The organism is Celeribacter sp. HF31 (genome assembly GCF_011806455.1).
Taxonomy (GTDB): Bacteria; Pseudomonadota; Alphaproteobacteria; order Rhodobacterales; family Rhodobacteraceae; genus Celeribacter.
Genome location: NZ_JAATOT010000003.1, coordinates 91,631 through 106,095 on the forward strand (window position 1 = coordinate 91,631; position 14,465 = coordinate 106,095).

The window sequence follows — 14,465 nt, forward strand, 5'->3', positions numbered from 1 at the left end:
GACAAAGGTTTCTACTCAACAAACGCGAGAAGAATCCAGAGTTTGGTTCCATTTGAGCAACAGTATTTTCAAGCTGTCCGTCAAAGCATTCCGGGATTGCGGCGCTCCAGATCGGAAACAAAGCGCTCCAGAAGCTTGCGCAGACCCGCCTCCGACATCGGCGCCTCATCAAAGGGCGTCGCCGTCACGGTCACCAAACGGCCCTTGAGGACAAAGAGCGCACGCCAATATTCATCGCCCTGCCCAGCCAACATATTGGGCGCGCTATCGCGGGCATGAAGCCAAAGCCGCCCGCCTTCGACATCGCTTTCGATCAAGGTCACGGTGCGGGCCGAACCGCTGCGTGACAGGGCCTTGCGCCCGGTCTCAGAGGCAAAGAAGGCCTCGACACTCGGCGCATCGAAACTTTCGCTTTGCGACAGCGGCGCAGAGATCGAAAGGGTCAGAACCGCGGTTTTGCCCTTGAGACCGGGATTGTTGCCGCCGCTGAGGCCCGTGCAGCTGCCCAACAGGACAAACCCACCAGTCTGGCCATCCCGTACCGATCCCGGGTCAATGCAAAAACCAGAAGGCCCCGCAACAGACAGGCCGGAAACCGGCAGGGTCACCGCACTCGGCGGACGCGGGCCGGTGCCGGGGGTCTCCAAGGTACAGGCCGACAGGACCAGGGCAAGAACCGGCGCCAAGATCACCCAAACCATCTTTTTCATCGGACCTGTCCCTTTTCACGCAACACCTGCCCCCACCACGGGAGACGATTCCGGCATGGCATACAGGGGGGCCGTCCGGCTTCCAAGCCACCCGACGTCACAGAGATGTGTCAATCGGCGAATTCCCGCGCTTGGCGGATCGCTTCCCCTACCCTCATGCCCGTGGTATCGCTCAAGAAACCCTTTCCCGAGAGCCTCATGTCCGATCGCCTTCCTCACCCGCCACATCACCCCTATGCGCCGATCATCGCCTCCGCGATGCGGCGCCCCGAGCTTTGGCGCGCGGGTGTGGCGATCCTCTGCGGTCTTCTGGCGGGCGTCATCCTGATGCCCTTGGTCTTTGCGCTGATCGGTGTCCTCGCCCCCAATCTCGCGCCCTTTCAGTTCGGCGACCGTGGGCTTGCGGTTGGGGCCACGCCCGGTGGGATGTTCACCGTCTTCACCGGCTTTCTGCCGCTGGCCTTTGGCACGATCCTGATCGCGAAATGGCTGCATGCCCGGAGCCTGCGCGACCTCACCGGACCCGGCGCGCTGATGCGGGCACAGTTCTTCACCACGCTGAAATGGATCGCCGGCTTTACCGTTTTGATCTTTTTCCTGCCCTGGGATGGCGACACGGAGGTTGTCGCAAACCTTGAGCCGCGGGTCTGGCTGTTTTGGCTGCCTTTCGCGCTTTTGGGGCTGATGGTTCAGGTCACCGCCGAGGAGCTTTTGTTTCGTGGCTATCTGCAAAGCCAGATCGCGGGGGCGACCGGGTCCTATCCGCTGGGCCTCGTGGCCTCCGCCGTTCTATTCGGGCTCTTGCATCTGAATGGTCAGGCCGAGGGCGTGGCGGCGCTTTTCCCGGTGCTCTGGGCCATGGCATTCGGGATTTTGGCGGGCGATCTGACGATGCGCTCCGGCACCATTGGCCCCGCCGTCGCACTTCATCTGGTCAACAACGTCGGCCCGATCCTCTTGTCGGCGCAACAGGACATGATGTCGGGTTTCGCGCTCTTCGTGCAGACCGAGGACCCTTCCGTGCTTCTGGCCGATCCGAAGGTCATGGTGTTCCAGGCGCTGCTTCTCCTCACCAGCTGGCTTATCGCCCGCCTCGCGATCAGGCGTTGATTGCAATTCGCCCACAAGAGGCTTATCTGGGGCCAGAAGTAACGCCCAAGTAACGCCCCGTCACGTAAAGTCCAAAGGCCCGCGCATGAACTGGATCTCGAACTACGTCCGCCCGAAGATCAATTCACTCTTCTCGAAACATGACACGCCGGACAATCTTTGGACGAAATGCCCGGAGTGCGGCACTATGCTGTTCCACCGCGAATTGGCGGAGAACCAGAACGTCTGCACCAACTGCGACCATCACATGCACATCACGCCGCGCGCGCGGTTCAAGGCGATGTTCGATGGCGGCATTTTCTCCGAGGTCAAGGTTCCCGAACCGATTGAAGACCCTCTGAAATTCCGCGACCAAAAGAAATACCCCGACCGCATGAAAGCGGCCCAGAAATCCACAGGCGAGAAAGAAGCCATGTTGGTCGCCGAGGGCGAGATCGGTCGCACGCCTGTCGTCGCCGCCGCGCAGGATTTCTCCTTCATGGGCGGTTCCATGGGCATGTATGTCGGCAACGCTTTCATCAAAGGTGTCGAGCGCGCGATTGAGCTCAAACGCCCCTTCATCATGTTCTCCGCCGCCGGTGGGGCACGGATGCAGGAGGGGATTCTGTCTCTGATGCAAATGCCGCGCACCACTGTGGCGATTGAAATGCTCAAAGAGGCGGGTCTGCCCTATATCGTGGTGCTCACCCACCCGACCACGGGCGGTGTGACGGCCTCTTATGCGATGCTGGGCGATGTGCAGATTGCCGAACCCAATGCGCTGATCTGTTTCGCGGGTCCGCGCGTGATCGAACAGACGATCCGCGAGAAACTGCCCGAAGGCTTCCAGCGCGCCGAGTACCTTTTGGATCACGGCATGCTCGACCGCGTCACCCATCGCACAAAGATGAAGGACGAGCTGGTCACCATTCTGCGGATGCTGGGCGGCATGCCCCCGGCGGTCGCGGGCGAATTGCCTGCGCCGAAAGCGGAAGAGACCGCAGAACCGGCCAAAACTGAAGCGCCCGCTGCCAAAGACGCCAACAAGGACGCGCAAAAGTGACCGCCCAAAATTCCGACGTCATCCTTGAGCGGTTGATGTCCCTGCACCCCAAGATCATTGATCTTGTCCTTGATCGTGTCTGGCGCCTTCTTGACGCTCTGGATCATCCGGAACGCAAATTGCCGCCGGTGATCCACATCGCGGGCACCAATGGCAAGGGCTCCACTCAGGCGATGATCCGCGCGGGTCTTGAGGCGGCGGGCAAAAGCGTTCACGCCTATACCTCGCCGCATTTGGCGCGGTTTCATGAGCGTATTCGTCTGGCCGGAGAGCTGATTTCTGAGCCGGACCTGATGGAGGTGCTCGAAGAATGCGAGCGCGCCAATGGTGGCGAACCGATCACCTATTTCGAGATCACCACCGTGGCTGGCCTCCTCGCCATGTCGCGTGTGCCTGCCGATTACACCCTGTTGGAAGTGGGTCTTGGCGGGCGTCTCGACGCCACCAATGTGATCGACAGCCCCGAGATCACGATCATCACGCCGATCTCCATCGACCACACGCAATTCCTTGGTGAAACATTGACCGAGATTGCGGGGGAGAAGGCCGGGATCATCAAACGTGGCGTGCCCTGCGTTGTCGGCCCGCAGCCGGACGAGGCCTTGGAGGTGATCGAAGCCACCGCCGCCCGCCTCGGCGCGCCTTTGCTGCGGTATGGCCAGGAATGGCACGTTTGGGAAGAACGCGGGCGTCTGATTTTCCAGGACGAAACCGGCCTGCGCGATCTGCCCTTGCCGCGTCTTTTGGGGCATCACCAAATTCTCAACGCCGGCGCCGCCATCGCCGCTTTGCGTCACATGGGCTACGATGAGGCCGCGCTTGAGGCCGCCCTCACCGACGCCTTTTGGCCCGCACGGATGCAGCGCCTGAAAACCGGCCCGCTAATCGACGCCGCCCCTCAGGCCGAGATTTGGCTCGATGGTGGGCACAACCCGGCGGCAGGTGTGGCTCTGGCCGAGGCACTGGATCGTCTGCCCAAACGCCCAACCTATATGATCTGTGGCATGCTCAGCACGAAAGACGTCGGTGGCTATCTGCGTGCACTCAAAGGTCATACGGAACAATTGGTCGCCGTGTCGATCCCGGATTCTCAGGCCACGTTGTCGGCGCATGAGACCGCCGAATTCGCCCGCGCCGAAGGCTTTGACACCTTAGAGGCCGAGAGCGTGCTCTCCGCGATCCAAGGCATCGTCGCGGACCATCCGGAGGCGCGCATCCTGATTTGCGGATCGCTCTACCTCGCGGGGCATGTGCTTCAAAGCAACGGCTAACAGCTTCTGTGCGCCCGCGCGTGTTTGCGTTCGGGCGCGCGCATCGTATCTCTGTCTCCAAGTTTAAGGAGACAGAACATGGCTTTGGAATTCGGCGTAGACACGTTTGGCGACGTCACATGGGACGAAAACGGCAATGACCTGCCGCAGGGTCAGGTCATCCGCAACGTCATCGCGGAAGGCGTTTTGACCGATCAGGTCGGCCTCGATGTCTTTGGCCTAGGCGAACATCACCGCCCGGATTTCGCCGTCTCCGCCATCGAACCGGTGCTTTCCGCCATCGCCGCGCAGACCTCGCGTGTCAAACTGACCTCCGCCGTCACGGTTCTCTCCTCCGACGATCCGATACGCGTGTTCCAGCGCTTTTCGACCCTGCAAGCCATCTCGAACGGACGCGCCGAGATCACGCTGGGGCGTGGGTCCTTCACCGAAAGTTTTCCGCTCTTCGGCTTTGATCTCTCGGATTACGAAATGCTGTTCGAAGAGAAATTCGAGCTGTTCAAGCTTTTGACTACCCAAGACAAAGTCAGCTGGTCCGGGCGTCACCGCACCGCGTTGAAACAGCAGGCGGTCTATCCCCGTCCCGAACGCCCGATCCCCGTTTGGCTCGGTGTTGGCGGCACCCCGCAATCAGTGGTGCGCGCGGCGAGCAACGATGCCTCCATGGCACTCGCGATCATCGGCGGCAGCCCGGCGCGGTTCAAACCCTTTGCCGATCTCTATCGCGATGTGCGCAAACAGATGAATGCGCCGATGTTGCCGATTGGCGCGCATTCGCCGGGGCATATCGCCAGGACGGACGCCGAGGCCCGCGATCGCTATTTCGACGGCTACCGGATCATGCATCAGCGCATCGGTCGCAGCCGCGGCTGGCCGCCACTGACACGCGAAGCCTTTGAGCATGAGGTGGACCACGGCGCGCTCTTCGTCGGTTCGCCCGAGACGGTCGCCCAGAAAATCGCCGCCACGGTCTCTGTTCTGGGGCTGGATCGGTTCGACCTGAAATATTCCGCCGGTCCCGTGAGCCATGACGCGATCATGGACACGATCCGCCTCTACGGCGAAGAAGTCGCACCGCGCGTGCGGGAGATTTTGGCGGAGGGCTGATCAGCCCTTCACTTCCTGGGGCTCCGCCCGTTCGTCGCTGAAATCAGTCCCCCGGACTGATTTCCGGGCGCTCCTCACCCCAAGTGGCATCCTGCATTTCCCGCAACCGCGACGCGGTGCGCTCGAACTCAAATGCCCCCGCGCCTTCGATATAAAGCCGCTCCGGCTCATCGACGGCGGTGCAGACCGTGCGCACCTTGGCCTCGTAAAGCGCGTCGATCAGGGTCACGAATCGCTTCGCCTCGTTGAAATTGCCCCGCGTCAGACGCGGGATGTCTTCGAGGATCAAAAGTTTCACAGCATCGGCGATCACCAAGTAATCCCCCGGCCCGAACATCTGGCCGCAAAGGTCCCAAAACGTCGCCCGTGCGATGCCGTTGTGAAACTTCGGCAGAACCACATCGCGGCCTTTGACCTTCAGCGTCAGGCTCTCCGTCGCGCCGCCCGTGAGATCATTCCAGATGTCGTCAATCGTCGCGCGCACATCGCCCGTCACCGGGTGGAAATACACCGGTGTGCCGGTCAGACGGCCCTGGCGATAATCCACCGGCGAATGCAGGTGATGCACCTCGAGCTTTTGTTTCAAAATCTCGATGAAGGGCAGGAAGAGCTGGCGATTCAGCCCGTCCTTGTAAAGATCATCCGGCACGCGGTTCGAGGTCGTGACAACGGTCACCCCATTGGCAAACAGCCCCTCGAACAGCCGCCCCACGATCATCGCATCGGCGATGTCCGTGATCTGCATTTCATCAAAGCACAAGAGTTTGATCTCATGCGAAATCTTGTCGACAACGGGTGCGATGGCGTCCGAGGTTCCGGCCTTGCGCGCCGTTTCGATCCCGGCTTGCACCTCTTGCATGAAGGCATGGAAATGCACCCGGCGCGCGGGCACCGGGGAGTGTTCGTAGAACAGGTCCATCAGCATGGATTTGCCACGCCCGACCCCGCCCCAAAGATAAAGCCCGCGCACGGCTTCGGGCTTTTTGCGGCCACCGATCAGGGACAAAAGCCCCTTCTTCGTCGGCAGGTTAGCAAGATCGGAGCGCACCCGCTCGAGCATCGGCAAAACCGCCTCTTGCGCCGGGTCGGCGCGCAGCGTGCCTTCGGCCACACGGGCCGCGTAGATATCCATCAGCGTAGTCATGCCCCGTTCCTACTGCGCGCCAACGCATAAGGAAAGATGATGTGCACCATCTCGATCATTCGATTGACGCCAAGCGCAATTTTGCCGAAACCTGTGGCAAAGGAGACCACGATGTCCCAAGCACGCGCACCCCTCATCACGCCCGTCCTCATCGCCGGCTGTGTCGTCATTGTCATCAGCTTTGCGATCCGCGCGTCCTTCGGCGTGTTTCAGATCCCGATTGCAACAGAGTTCAACTGGCCCCGCGCCGAGTTTTCTCTGGCGATTGCGATCCAGAACCTGTTTTGGGGCATCGGCCAGCCGATTTTCGGCGCCTTGGCCGAGCGCATCGGGGATCGCAAGGCGATCATTCTGGGCGCCGTGATCTATGCAGCCGGGCTTGTTTTGTCCTCTATGGCGGTGTCGCCTCTGGCGCATCAATTCTACGAAACGCTTGTGGGCTTTGGCATCGCGGGCACCGGCTTTGGCGTGATTTTGGCTGTCGTGGGCAGGGCGTCCTCGGACGAAAATCGCTCGATGTCACTGGCCATTGCCACCGCCGCGGGCTCTGCGGGGCAGGTGTTTGGTGCGCCTCTGGCCGAGTGGCTGTTGAGCTTCATGTCTTGGCAGAACGTGTTCCTGCTGTTCGCCGCCTCCGTTCTGGCCTCCCTCGCCGTCCTGCCGATGATGCGCAGCCCGGATGTTGCCAGCAAAGCCGAGTTGGAAGAAAGCCTTGGCGCCATTCTCGGCAAGGCCTTTCGTGATCCGACCTACACGTTGATTTTCCTGGGCTTCTTCTCCTGCGGCTATCAGCTTGCCTTCATCACCGCGCATTTCCCGGCGCTGGTGACCGAGATGTGCGGCGCGATTGATCCCTCTGGCACCCTGGCTTCTCTGGGCGTCTCGACGACCTCCGCGCTTGGGGCGATCTCGATTTCGCTGATCGGCCTTGCAAACATTGGCGGAACCTTGTTGGCGGGCTTCCTCGGCAATCGGTTTTCCAAGAAATACCTGCTTGCCGGTATTTACTTGGGGCGCACTCTGGCCGCCGCCGCCTTTATCGCCTTCCCGATCACCCCCACATCGGTGCTGGTGTTCTCTGTCGTCATGGGCGCCTTGTGGCTGGCCACCGTGCCGCTGACCTCAGGACTCGTCGCGCATATCTATGGGCTGCGCTACATGGGCACGCTTTATGGGATTGTGTTCTTTTCTCACCAATTGGGCGCGTTCTTGGGCGTGTGGCTCGGCGGGCGGCTTTACGATCTCTACGGCGATTACACCATGGTTTGGTGGGTCGGCGTTGGCATCGGGGCTTTCTCCGCTATCGTGCATTTGCCGGTCAAGGAAATCCCCTTGGGGCAACGTGCGGAGCACGCGTTAGGCTAAGTCTTCCGCCGTCAAAAGCCCCTCAGAGATCAACCGTGCGGCCCAGCCCTCCGGCCCCTCGAACAGATGCGTCTGCCATCCGCGCGAGGCGGCCATGTCGATATTGTCCTGCCGGTCATCGGTGAACAACAGGCGCTCCGGCGCGATTTTACAATCGGCCTCAACCATCTCGTAGATGATAGATTGCGGTTTGACACATCCCATCCGCCCGGAAACATAACGCCGATCAAATTCCGTCAGAAACGGGTACTGCGTTTCGGCGTATTCAAAGCTTTCGATCCCGAAATTCGTCAGGGCAAACACCGGCACACCTTTGGCGCGCAGAGCCCGCAAAATCTTGACCGATCCGGGGATCGCAGGCGTCGCCATTTTAATCCAGTCGAAATACCACATCAGGATTTCGTCTTTGAACTCAGGATATTGCGTGGCACAGGCCTCAATCGTCTTGCGGAAATCATGGCCCTGATCGACCAGATCGTTCATCGCATGCAGATCGACCGTCTCGAACATCGCCTTACGACGCGCTTCGCCGATCACCGCATCGTAATGCCGTTCCGGCTGCCATTCGATCAACACATTGCCGATGTCGAAAATCACCGCCTCTATGGTCATATTGCATCCCTTTTGGCGCCCTGCACGGCGCGCTCCAAAGCATCGAGAAAACGCGAGCGATCCGCCTTTGAGAACGGTTTACCGCCGCCTTGGCGAAACGGGTCTGCCGCGCGCAGGTCATACATCAAATCCCGCGTCGCCAGAGCATTACCGATATTGGACGGCGTGAACGCCTCGCCATCGTGTTTGAGCGTGCGCGCGCCCGCCTCGACCGTTTTCGCAGCCAAGGGAATGTCGCCAGTCACGACCACATCGCCGCGCCCCGCCCGTTCCGCAATCCACATGTCGGCAATGTCCGGCCCATCGGGCACAAAGACCATTTCGACATAGGGATTTTGCGACGGACGCAGCCCGCCGTTACAGACAAACAGACATTGGATTTGATGCCGCGTGGCGACCTTTTCCACCTCGGCTTTCACGGGGCAGGCATCGGCATCGACATAAATCTTGGTCACGGGGTCCGTCTTTGGCTGGCTTTTTCTTGGCAAAAATACTCAATCAGCCTCCGCCAATGAGCACCCCCGCAGCGAACACCAGAGCGCCGCCGAACACAACCTGAAATGCCGCGCGCATGAAGGGCGTGTTCATGTATCTCTTTTGAATCCAGGCAATCGACCAAAGCTCGATGAACACCACCGCCATGGCGATGAATGTCGCGGTCCAGAAATGCGGGATCAGATAGGGCAACGCGTGCCCCAAGCCCCCCAGGGTCGTCATCACGCCAGAGGCAATGCCGCGCTTCATTGGCGAGCCACGGCCGGACAGTTCGCCATCGTCCGATGCGGCCTCGGTAAAGCCCATGGAAATCCCGGCGCCCACGGAGGCCGCCAAGCCCACGAGGAAGGTCGTATGGGTGTCCTGCGTTGCGAAAGCCGTGGCGAAGATCGGCGCGAGGGTGGACACCGAGCCGTCCATCAAGCCCGCCAGACCCGGCTGCACCCAGGTCAGGACGAACTGACGATGCGCGGTCTTTTCCTCTTCGCTGCGGGTCTCATCGGTGAGGTGCTCGTCCTCAAGCTCACCCGCACGCCGATCGTGCCCGGCCTCCGCCGCCGCCAGACGACCGAGAAGGGCACGCGTGTCGGCGTCCTGTGTGCGCTCCGCGGCCTTGCGGTAAAAGGCCTCGGCGCCCTGCTCCATCGCGTGGGCTTCCTCGCGAATACGCTCAAGGCCGAGGTTGCCGATCAGCCAGACGGGATTGCGCGTGTAATACCCCGCGACATGTTCGCGACGAATGAGCGGGATCACATCTCCGAACCGGCGTTTGTGGAGGGAGATCAGTGCCTCCCGATGCCCGTCTTCCTCTTCGGCCATACCATCGAAAATCTTGGCGCTGTCCGGGAAGTCCGTGCGCAGGTGTTCGGCATATTGCCGATAAATCCGCGCGTCGTCTTCCTCTGAGGAAATCGCCAGAGCGATGATTTCCTGTTCGCTGAGATCCGAGAAGCGTTTGCGATTGGCGATGGCAGGGAACATGGGCACCTCTGATTTAGAATGGTTCTAAATTAATCCGTGCAGGCGCTCACTGCAACTGCTATTGCGCCCATGAAACGCGAAATTCTGCACTTGCACAACTAAACCATTCTGTTTAGTTTCAAAAAAGGCCCTCGTGGTCGATTTCGACATCCCTGTCGAGCACTGGGTGGGCCTATAGATCGTAGGCCTGCCTTTTTTATGGCCTTTTCATGGGTTAAGATCGCGGTGAACATATTTAAAAATCGCGCCACAGAAAGAGCTGATCATGCCACACAGCAGCCTCATCATCAAAAAAGGGCGCAAATTCGATCAGGTCATTGAAGGGGCGCGCACCGTGTTTCTACGCGATGGCTATGAGGGCGCCTCGGTCGATGATATCGCGCGTGAGGCCGGCGTGTCGAAAGCAACGCTCTATAGCTATTTCCCCGACAAACGGGTGCTGTTCCTGGAAATCGCAGCGCTGGAAACCCGCAGACAAGCCGACGCGCATGAAGAGCGGCTGGACGTCACCGATCCGCCAGAGGTTATTCTCCCTGCGGCCGGGCGCAAAATTCTCGATTTCGTTTTGTCGGATTTCGGCATCGCCGTATTTCGCATCGCCGTCGCCGAAAGTGCGCGGTTCCCAGAGATCGGGCAGAAATTCTATGACAGCGGGCCGGGATTGTTGAAGGAAAGGTTGTCGCAATATCTTGCCAGTTGGTGCGCCCAAGGGGTTCTGACCATTGACGATCCCGAGCTGGCCGCCGAACAATTCGCAGAACTGTGCAAGGTGCACCTGCTGCCCGCTCATCTGTTTCAAGGGCGCCTTACTGTGGATGAGGCGGAGAGGGACAGGATCATCGACAGCGCTGTTGCCCTATTTCTGGCCCGATATGGAACCCGAGCATGATCAAGACTCCTCTGCGACTTCTCGCTCTCTCCCTTTGCACCCTTACGGCTTGCAACGAGGAGGCACCTGCCGCCGGCGAACGTGACCCCGCCCTGCCGAAACCCAGCGACCTGAGCTGCGCCATAGATATGGTCACACCCTTGATCGGGGAAATGCCCACGGCGCTTGAGGCCATCGACATCCCCGACCCCGTCCGAGTGATCCGCCCCGGCATGGCCATCACCGAAGATTATCGGCCGGACAGAACCAACATCGACATCGGACGCGACGGGCGCATCGCCCGCGTCTGGTGCGGCTGAGGCCACACTGACATTCAGACAAAGGAAAAGCCGAGACAGTCGTCTGCCTCGGCCTTACAAGTTGGTTTAGAGCGAGATCCCCGGCGTCGCGAACTGGGTGGGGGCTGTTAAACCGCGACACCGGGGCAAAGCGTTCTCGCTCTGACAACTGTTTTGCCTGTCGATCCGGGCCAAATGAGGAACCAAAAAAGAAAAATCATGGACCATTTTGTGCCCGGAATAAGGCAGTTTTCACGATGTGGTGGAGTTTTCTTGATTTACCGCACGATTGGTCCCACTCTTAAGGTATGACCATACAAACGCCGACGCCCTTTCCGGGCCAACCGCAGAGCCCGCAAGCCCCTGACAAGGTCGTTTTCGATCGCCATGAGCTTGGCGCAATCATGGGACTTTATGGACGGATGGTCGCCGCAGGCGAGTGGCGCGATTACGGCATGTCCTTTCTCAAAGAGGTCGCCGTTTTCGCCGTGTTTCGCCGCACCGCCGAGCATCCTTTGTATCGCATCGAAAAGCGTCCCAAGCTGCGCGGCAAACAGGGGATGTATGCCGTGATTGGCATGGATGGGCAGATCCTCAAGCGCGGCGCGGACTTGCGCACGGTGCTGCGAGTGTTTGATCGCAAGCTGATCCGTGCGGTCGAATAATCACAGCCTGCGATGGGCGATGACCGGCCCGTCGCCCTGCGCCTCGATCCTGGCAATCGCGCGCGCGATCGGCTCATAGGCCACCGCCATGTGATGCGCATTGGCATGGAGCAGAACCTCGTCATCCACACACATCGCGACATGGCCTTTCCAGAACAACAAATCGCCACGCTGATATCCGCCTGAGGCCTCTGTACCGAGACTTTGTTGCAGATCACTGTCGCCCGGACAGGCAATGCCACAGGCCAAAAGCCCCGCCTGAACCAACCCCGAACAATCAATCCCGAAGGCGGAATTGCCGCCCCAAAGGTAAGGCGTGCCAAAGAACAGCTGCGCGATGGTGACGGGATCGGTGAAAGGCCGTTCGATGGGACGGATGTGGGGTTTGGGGACGAAAGCTGTCTCCCCGTCATCGCCATAGGCCACTTCCATGAATTTGTGGCGCTCATCCACGACCCGAATGCGGGAACCGAAAGACAGGCTGGTGCGCTCTTCGGCTTTGAACGAGTCGGTCGGGTAGAGATGCGTGGCGCGCACCGAAATCAGATGCGTCGGCGTCTGATCCGGGCCGAGCTTGCTTTCTTCGACATAGCCAACATAGCCATCGCGCAGGGCGACGCCAAAGGCCCAGCCTTCGTGCCGGTCCAGCACATCGAAGGCCTCCCCCCAAAGCAATTGCCGGTCGCGTTTGCCGGCGGGGCTGGCACGTAGAGCCGCGATAGGGGTGGAAATCGTCGCACGTTCGGGCGTCACGACGGTCTGCCCGGAATGGGCAAACCCGTCCAGAGCCACACGCGCGTTGGCGGGGGTCAGGCGACGATCGCTCACAGCTTCAACAGCTCCGGCAGCGCCGCAAGGATGGCCCGCGCGCCTTGCCCCACACCGCCTTTCGGACGCGCCGGTTTGGCCGAGGGGTTCCAACCGTAAATGTCGAAATGCATGTAGCGCGGGGTCTCCGTCACAAAACGGCGCAGGAACAAGGCGGCGGTAATAGCCCCCGCCATACCGCCCGAGGGCGCGTTGTCGAGATCGGCAATCCCCGGCTCAATCATCGGCTCGTAGGGCTCCCAATAGGGCAGTTGCCAGACCGGATCGGCCACCGTCATCGCAGCCTTTGACAACACGCTGGCGTCCGTATCATCGGTTGCAAAAAACGGCGGAATATCGGGGCCCAGCGCCACCCGCGCCGCCCCCGTCAGCGTCGCCATCGAGATCACCAGATCGCTCGGGCTTTCATCCGCCAGCGCCAGAGCATCGGCCAGCACCAGACGCCCTTCAGCATCGGTGTTGTTGACCTCGACCGTCAGACCTTTGCGCGAGGTCAGGATGTCTTGCGGGCGGAAGGCGGAGCCATCGACGGCATTTTCCACGGCAGGGATCAGCACGCGCAATTGCAGCGGCAGCTCCAGCGCCATGATCATTTTCGCCAGCCCCAAAACCGTGGCCGCACCGCCCATGTCCTTTTTCATCAGCCCCATGGAGGCGCCCGGTTTCAGATTCAGCCCGCCGGTGTCGAAACACACGCCTTTGCCAACAAGCGTCAGCACCGGCCCAGACGTGCCCCAGCGCATGTCGATCAGCCGCGGCGCACGTGGAGAGGCGCGACCGACGGCGTGGATCATCGGAAAATTCTGCGTCAAAAGGTCTTCGCCCTTGGTGACGGAAATCTCCGCCGCATGGTCTTTCGCCAATGCGACAGCGGCGGCTTCCAACTCCGCAGGTCCCATGTCATTGGCGGGGGTGTTGATCAGATCACGGGTGAGTGCTTCGCCTGCGGCGATGGCCTCAAGCCGTGCGACATCGGCCCCCTCGGGCGCAACAAGTTCGCCCTCAGGCACAGATTTCTTGGCATATTTATCAAAGATATAGCCCGAAAAGAGCCAGCCCAGAAGCTGTTCGTCCAGCGCCGCCCCTGTAAGGTCCGTTTCCAAGTGATAGACACCTTTGGGCAGCGATTTCCGCACGGCCCCCAAGGCGAATCGCCCGCGCGACCGATCCTGTTCGGCGCCAAGCCCCGCCACGGCACCCGCAATGCCCGATGCCCCCGGATAGGTGCAAACGCTTCCCGAAGAGGCCGTAAACCCCTGTGCCTTGATCCAATCAGCCTGCGTGGCCTCAAGACCGGACAGCGTGTCGTCGAGTTGGTCTGGTGTGATCAGATAAAGCGGAAGGGTCGCGCTGCCGGGTGCGGCAAAGGAAAGTGGCATCGAATAGGGCCTTTCTTGAGGATTGCCCCAAGATTAGCCCATCCGATGCCACCTGCAAGCTGGTTCACAGCACCTTTTGATGCGACATGAACCAATTCTTTTTGATCGCTCCTAAAGCGAGGCGCCCTGGAGGTCCCAAACCGCCAGGAGGGAATTCTCCCCGATCCGCATCAGGCGCGCGACACAGGCCGCCAAGGCGGTGCTGTCCTCCGTCAGCGCCAGCGTTTTCACGTCCTCGGCCACCTGCGCAAAGGTGACCATGCCGATCTGTTCCGAAATGGCGATCATCGAGCGTGCAGCCCGCTGCATCTCCTCGAAATCGCCTTTCTTATAGCTGCTTTCGACCTTCGACAGCCGAACCGCCAGTTCCTCCATCGCGCGGGAGACAACCCCGTCCGCTCCGGAAGTCCCCAGTTGATCATAAAGCTGATCCAAACGATCCCGGTCGACTTTCACAGACCCATCAGGTCGCAACCTTGCCACCACCATATCAATACCCCAATTTTAATGCGCCCCACGCGCTATGTGTTGACTTTGCCCGATCAGCCTCAAGAAAAGGTTTAATCGGAACAGGTTTTTCACTCGAATT

16 protein-coding genes are annotated in these 14,465 nt (G+C 60.3%); 8 read left to right on the forward strand and 8 right to left on the reverse strand.

Features of this window, described 5'->3' with window-relative positions:
* Positions 1-80 precede the first annotated feature (80 nt).
* Positions 81-710, reverse strand: coding sequence for a hypothetical protein (locus tag HCZ23_RS06660; protein WP_167600947.1), 630 nt, complete (start codon positions 708-710; stop codon positions 81-83).
* Between the two features lie 198 nt (positions 711-908).
* On the opposite strand from HCZ23_RS06660, the gene HCZ23_RS06665 reads away from it, so the two are divergent.
* The 4 genes from HCZ23_RS06665 (at position 909) to HCZ23_RS06680 (ending at position 5,240) form a co-directional block, all read left to right on the forward strand.
* Positions 909-1,820, forward strand: a complete 912-nt coding sequence (locus tag HCZ23_RS06665) for a CPBP family intramembrane glutamic endopeptidase (protein ID WP_167600948.1) — start codon at positions 909-911, stop codon at positions 1,818-1,820.
* Between the two features lie 85 nt (positions 1,821-1,905).
* Positions 1,906-2,862 carry an acetyl-CoA carboxylase, carboxyltransferase subunit beta gene (accD, locus tag HCZ23_RS06670; protein ID WP_167600949.1) on the forward strand — a complete coding sequence of 319 codons (957 nt, stop codon included), beginning with the start codon at positions 1,906-1,908 and terminating at the stop codon, positions 2,860-2,862.
* Positions 2,859-4,133: a folylpolyglutamate synthase/dihydrofolate synthase family protein gene (locus tag HCZ23_RS06675; protein WP_175580878.1), complete on the forward strand. Its 1,275-nt coding sequence runs from the start codon at positions 2,859-2,861 to the stop codon at positions 4,131-4,133. The genes accD and HCZ23_RS06675 overlap by 4 nt, the downstream gene beginning before the upstream one ends.
* Positions 4,134-4,211: 78 nt before the next feature.
* Complete coding sequence (locus HCZ23_RS06680; RefSeq protein WP_167600950.1) at positions 4,212-5,240, forward strand: LLM class flavin-dependent oxidoreductase; 1,029 nt, start codon at positions 4,212-4,214, stop codon at positions 5,238-5,240.
* A 43-nt stretch (positions 5,241-5,283) separates the two neighbouring features.
* On the opposite strand, the gene zapE is transcribed toward HCZ23_RS06680, so the two are convergent.
* Complete coding sequence (gene zapE / locus HCZ23_RS06685; RefSeq protein ID WP_167600951.1) at positions 5,284-6,384, reverse strand: cell division protein ZapE; 1,101 nt, start codon at positions 6,382-6,384, stop codon at positions 5,284-5,286.
* A gap of 111 nt (positions 6,385-6,495) precedes the next feature.
* Between zapE and HCZ23_RS06690 the strand changes: the two genes are divergently transcribed.
* Entirely contained in the window at positions 6,496-7,749 is a 1,254-nt protein-coding gene (locus tag HCZ23_RS06690) for an MFS transporter (protein WP_167600952.1), read from the forward strand.
* Here HCZ23_RS06690 and HCZ23_RS06695 read toward each other — a convergent pair.
* From HCZ23_RS06695 to mbfA, 3 genes are read right to left on the reverse strand one after another with little or no spacing between them, the layout of a single operon-like run.
* Positions 7,741-8,361 carry an HAD family phosphatase gene (locus HCZ23_RS06695; protein ID WP_167600953.1) on the reverse strand — a complete coding sequence of 207 codons (621 nt, stop codon included), beginning with the start codon at positions 8,359-8,361 and terminating at the stop codon, positions 7,741-7,743. The two genes, HCZ23_RS06690 and HCZ23_RS06695, sit on opposite strands and share 9 nt — an antisense overlap.
* On the reverse strand, positions 8,358-8,816 hold the full coding sequence (locus HCZ23_RS06700) for a YaiI/YqxD family protein (protein WP_167600954.1): 459 nt from the start codon (positions 8,814-8,816) through the stop codon (positions 8,358-8,360). Before HCZ23_RS06700 ends, HCZ23_RS06695 begins: the two co-directional genes overlap by 4 nt.
* Positions 8,817-8,859: 43 nt before the next feature.
* Entirely contained in the window at positions 8,860-9,837 is a 978-nt protein-coding gene (gene mbfA / locus HCZ23_RS06705) for an iron exporter MbfA (RefSeq protein WP_167600955.1), read from the reverse strand.
* A gap of 265 nt (positions 9,838-10,102) precedes the next feature.
* Between mbfA and HCZ23_RS06710 the strand changes: the two genes are divergently transcribed.
* The 3 genes from HCZ23_RS06710 (at position 10,103) to HCZ23_RS06720 (ending at position 11,669) form a co-directional block, all read left to right on the forward strand.
* On the forward strand, positions 10,103-10,726 hold the full coding sequence (locus tag HCZ23_RS06710) for a TetR/AcrR family transcriptional regulator (RefSeq protein WP_167600956.1): 624 nt from the start codon (positions 10,103-10,105) through the stop codon (positions 10,724-10,726).
* The gene (locus tag HCZ23_RS06715; protein ID WP_167600957.1) at positions 10,723-11,025 is read left to right on the forward strand and encodes an I78 family peptidase inhibitor; all 303 of its coding nucleotides are present in this window, start codon (positions 10,723-10,725) and stop codon (positions 11,023-11,025) included. The genes HCZ23_RS06710 and HCZ23_RS06715 overlap by 4 nt, the downstream gene beginning before the upstream one ends.
* 287 nt (positions 11,026-11,312) lie before the next feature.
* Entirely contained in the window at positions 11,313-11,669 is a 357-nt protein-coding gene (locus HCZ23_RS06720; protein ID WP_167600958.1) for a DUF2794 domain-containing protein, read from the forward strand.
* On the opposite strand, the gene HCZ23_RS06725 is transcribed toward HCZ23_RS06720, so the two are convergent.
* The 3 genes from HCZ23_RS06725 to HCZ23_RS06735 form a co-directional block, all read right to left on the reverse strand.
* The gene (locus tag HCZ23_RS06725; protein ID WP_167600959.1) at positions 11,670-12,497 is read right to left on the reverse strand and encodes an NlpC/P60 family protein; all 828 of its coding nucleotides are present in this window, start codon (positions 12,495-12,497) and stop codon (positions 11,670-11,672) included.
* A complete protein-coding gene (locus HCZ23_RS06730; protein ID WP_167600960.1) occupies positions 12,494-13,876 on the reverse strand; it encodes a M17 family metallopeptidase in 1,383 nt (460 codons plus the stop codon). Before HCZ23_RS06730 ends, HCZ23_RS06725 begins: the two co-directional genes overlap by 4 nt.
* A gap of 111 nt (positions 13,877-13,987) precedes the next feature.
* Positions 13,988-14,332: a hypothetical protein gene (locus tag HCZ23_RS06735; RefSeq protein WP_321366864.1), complete on the reverse strand. Its 345-nt coding sequence runs from the start codon at positions 14,330-14,332 to the stop codon at positions 13,988-13,990.
* Between the last annotated feature and the right edge of the window lie 133 nt (positions 14,333-14,465).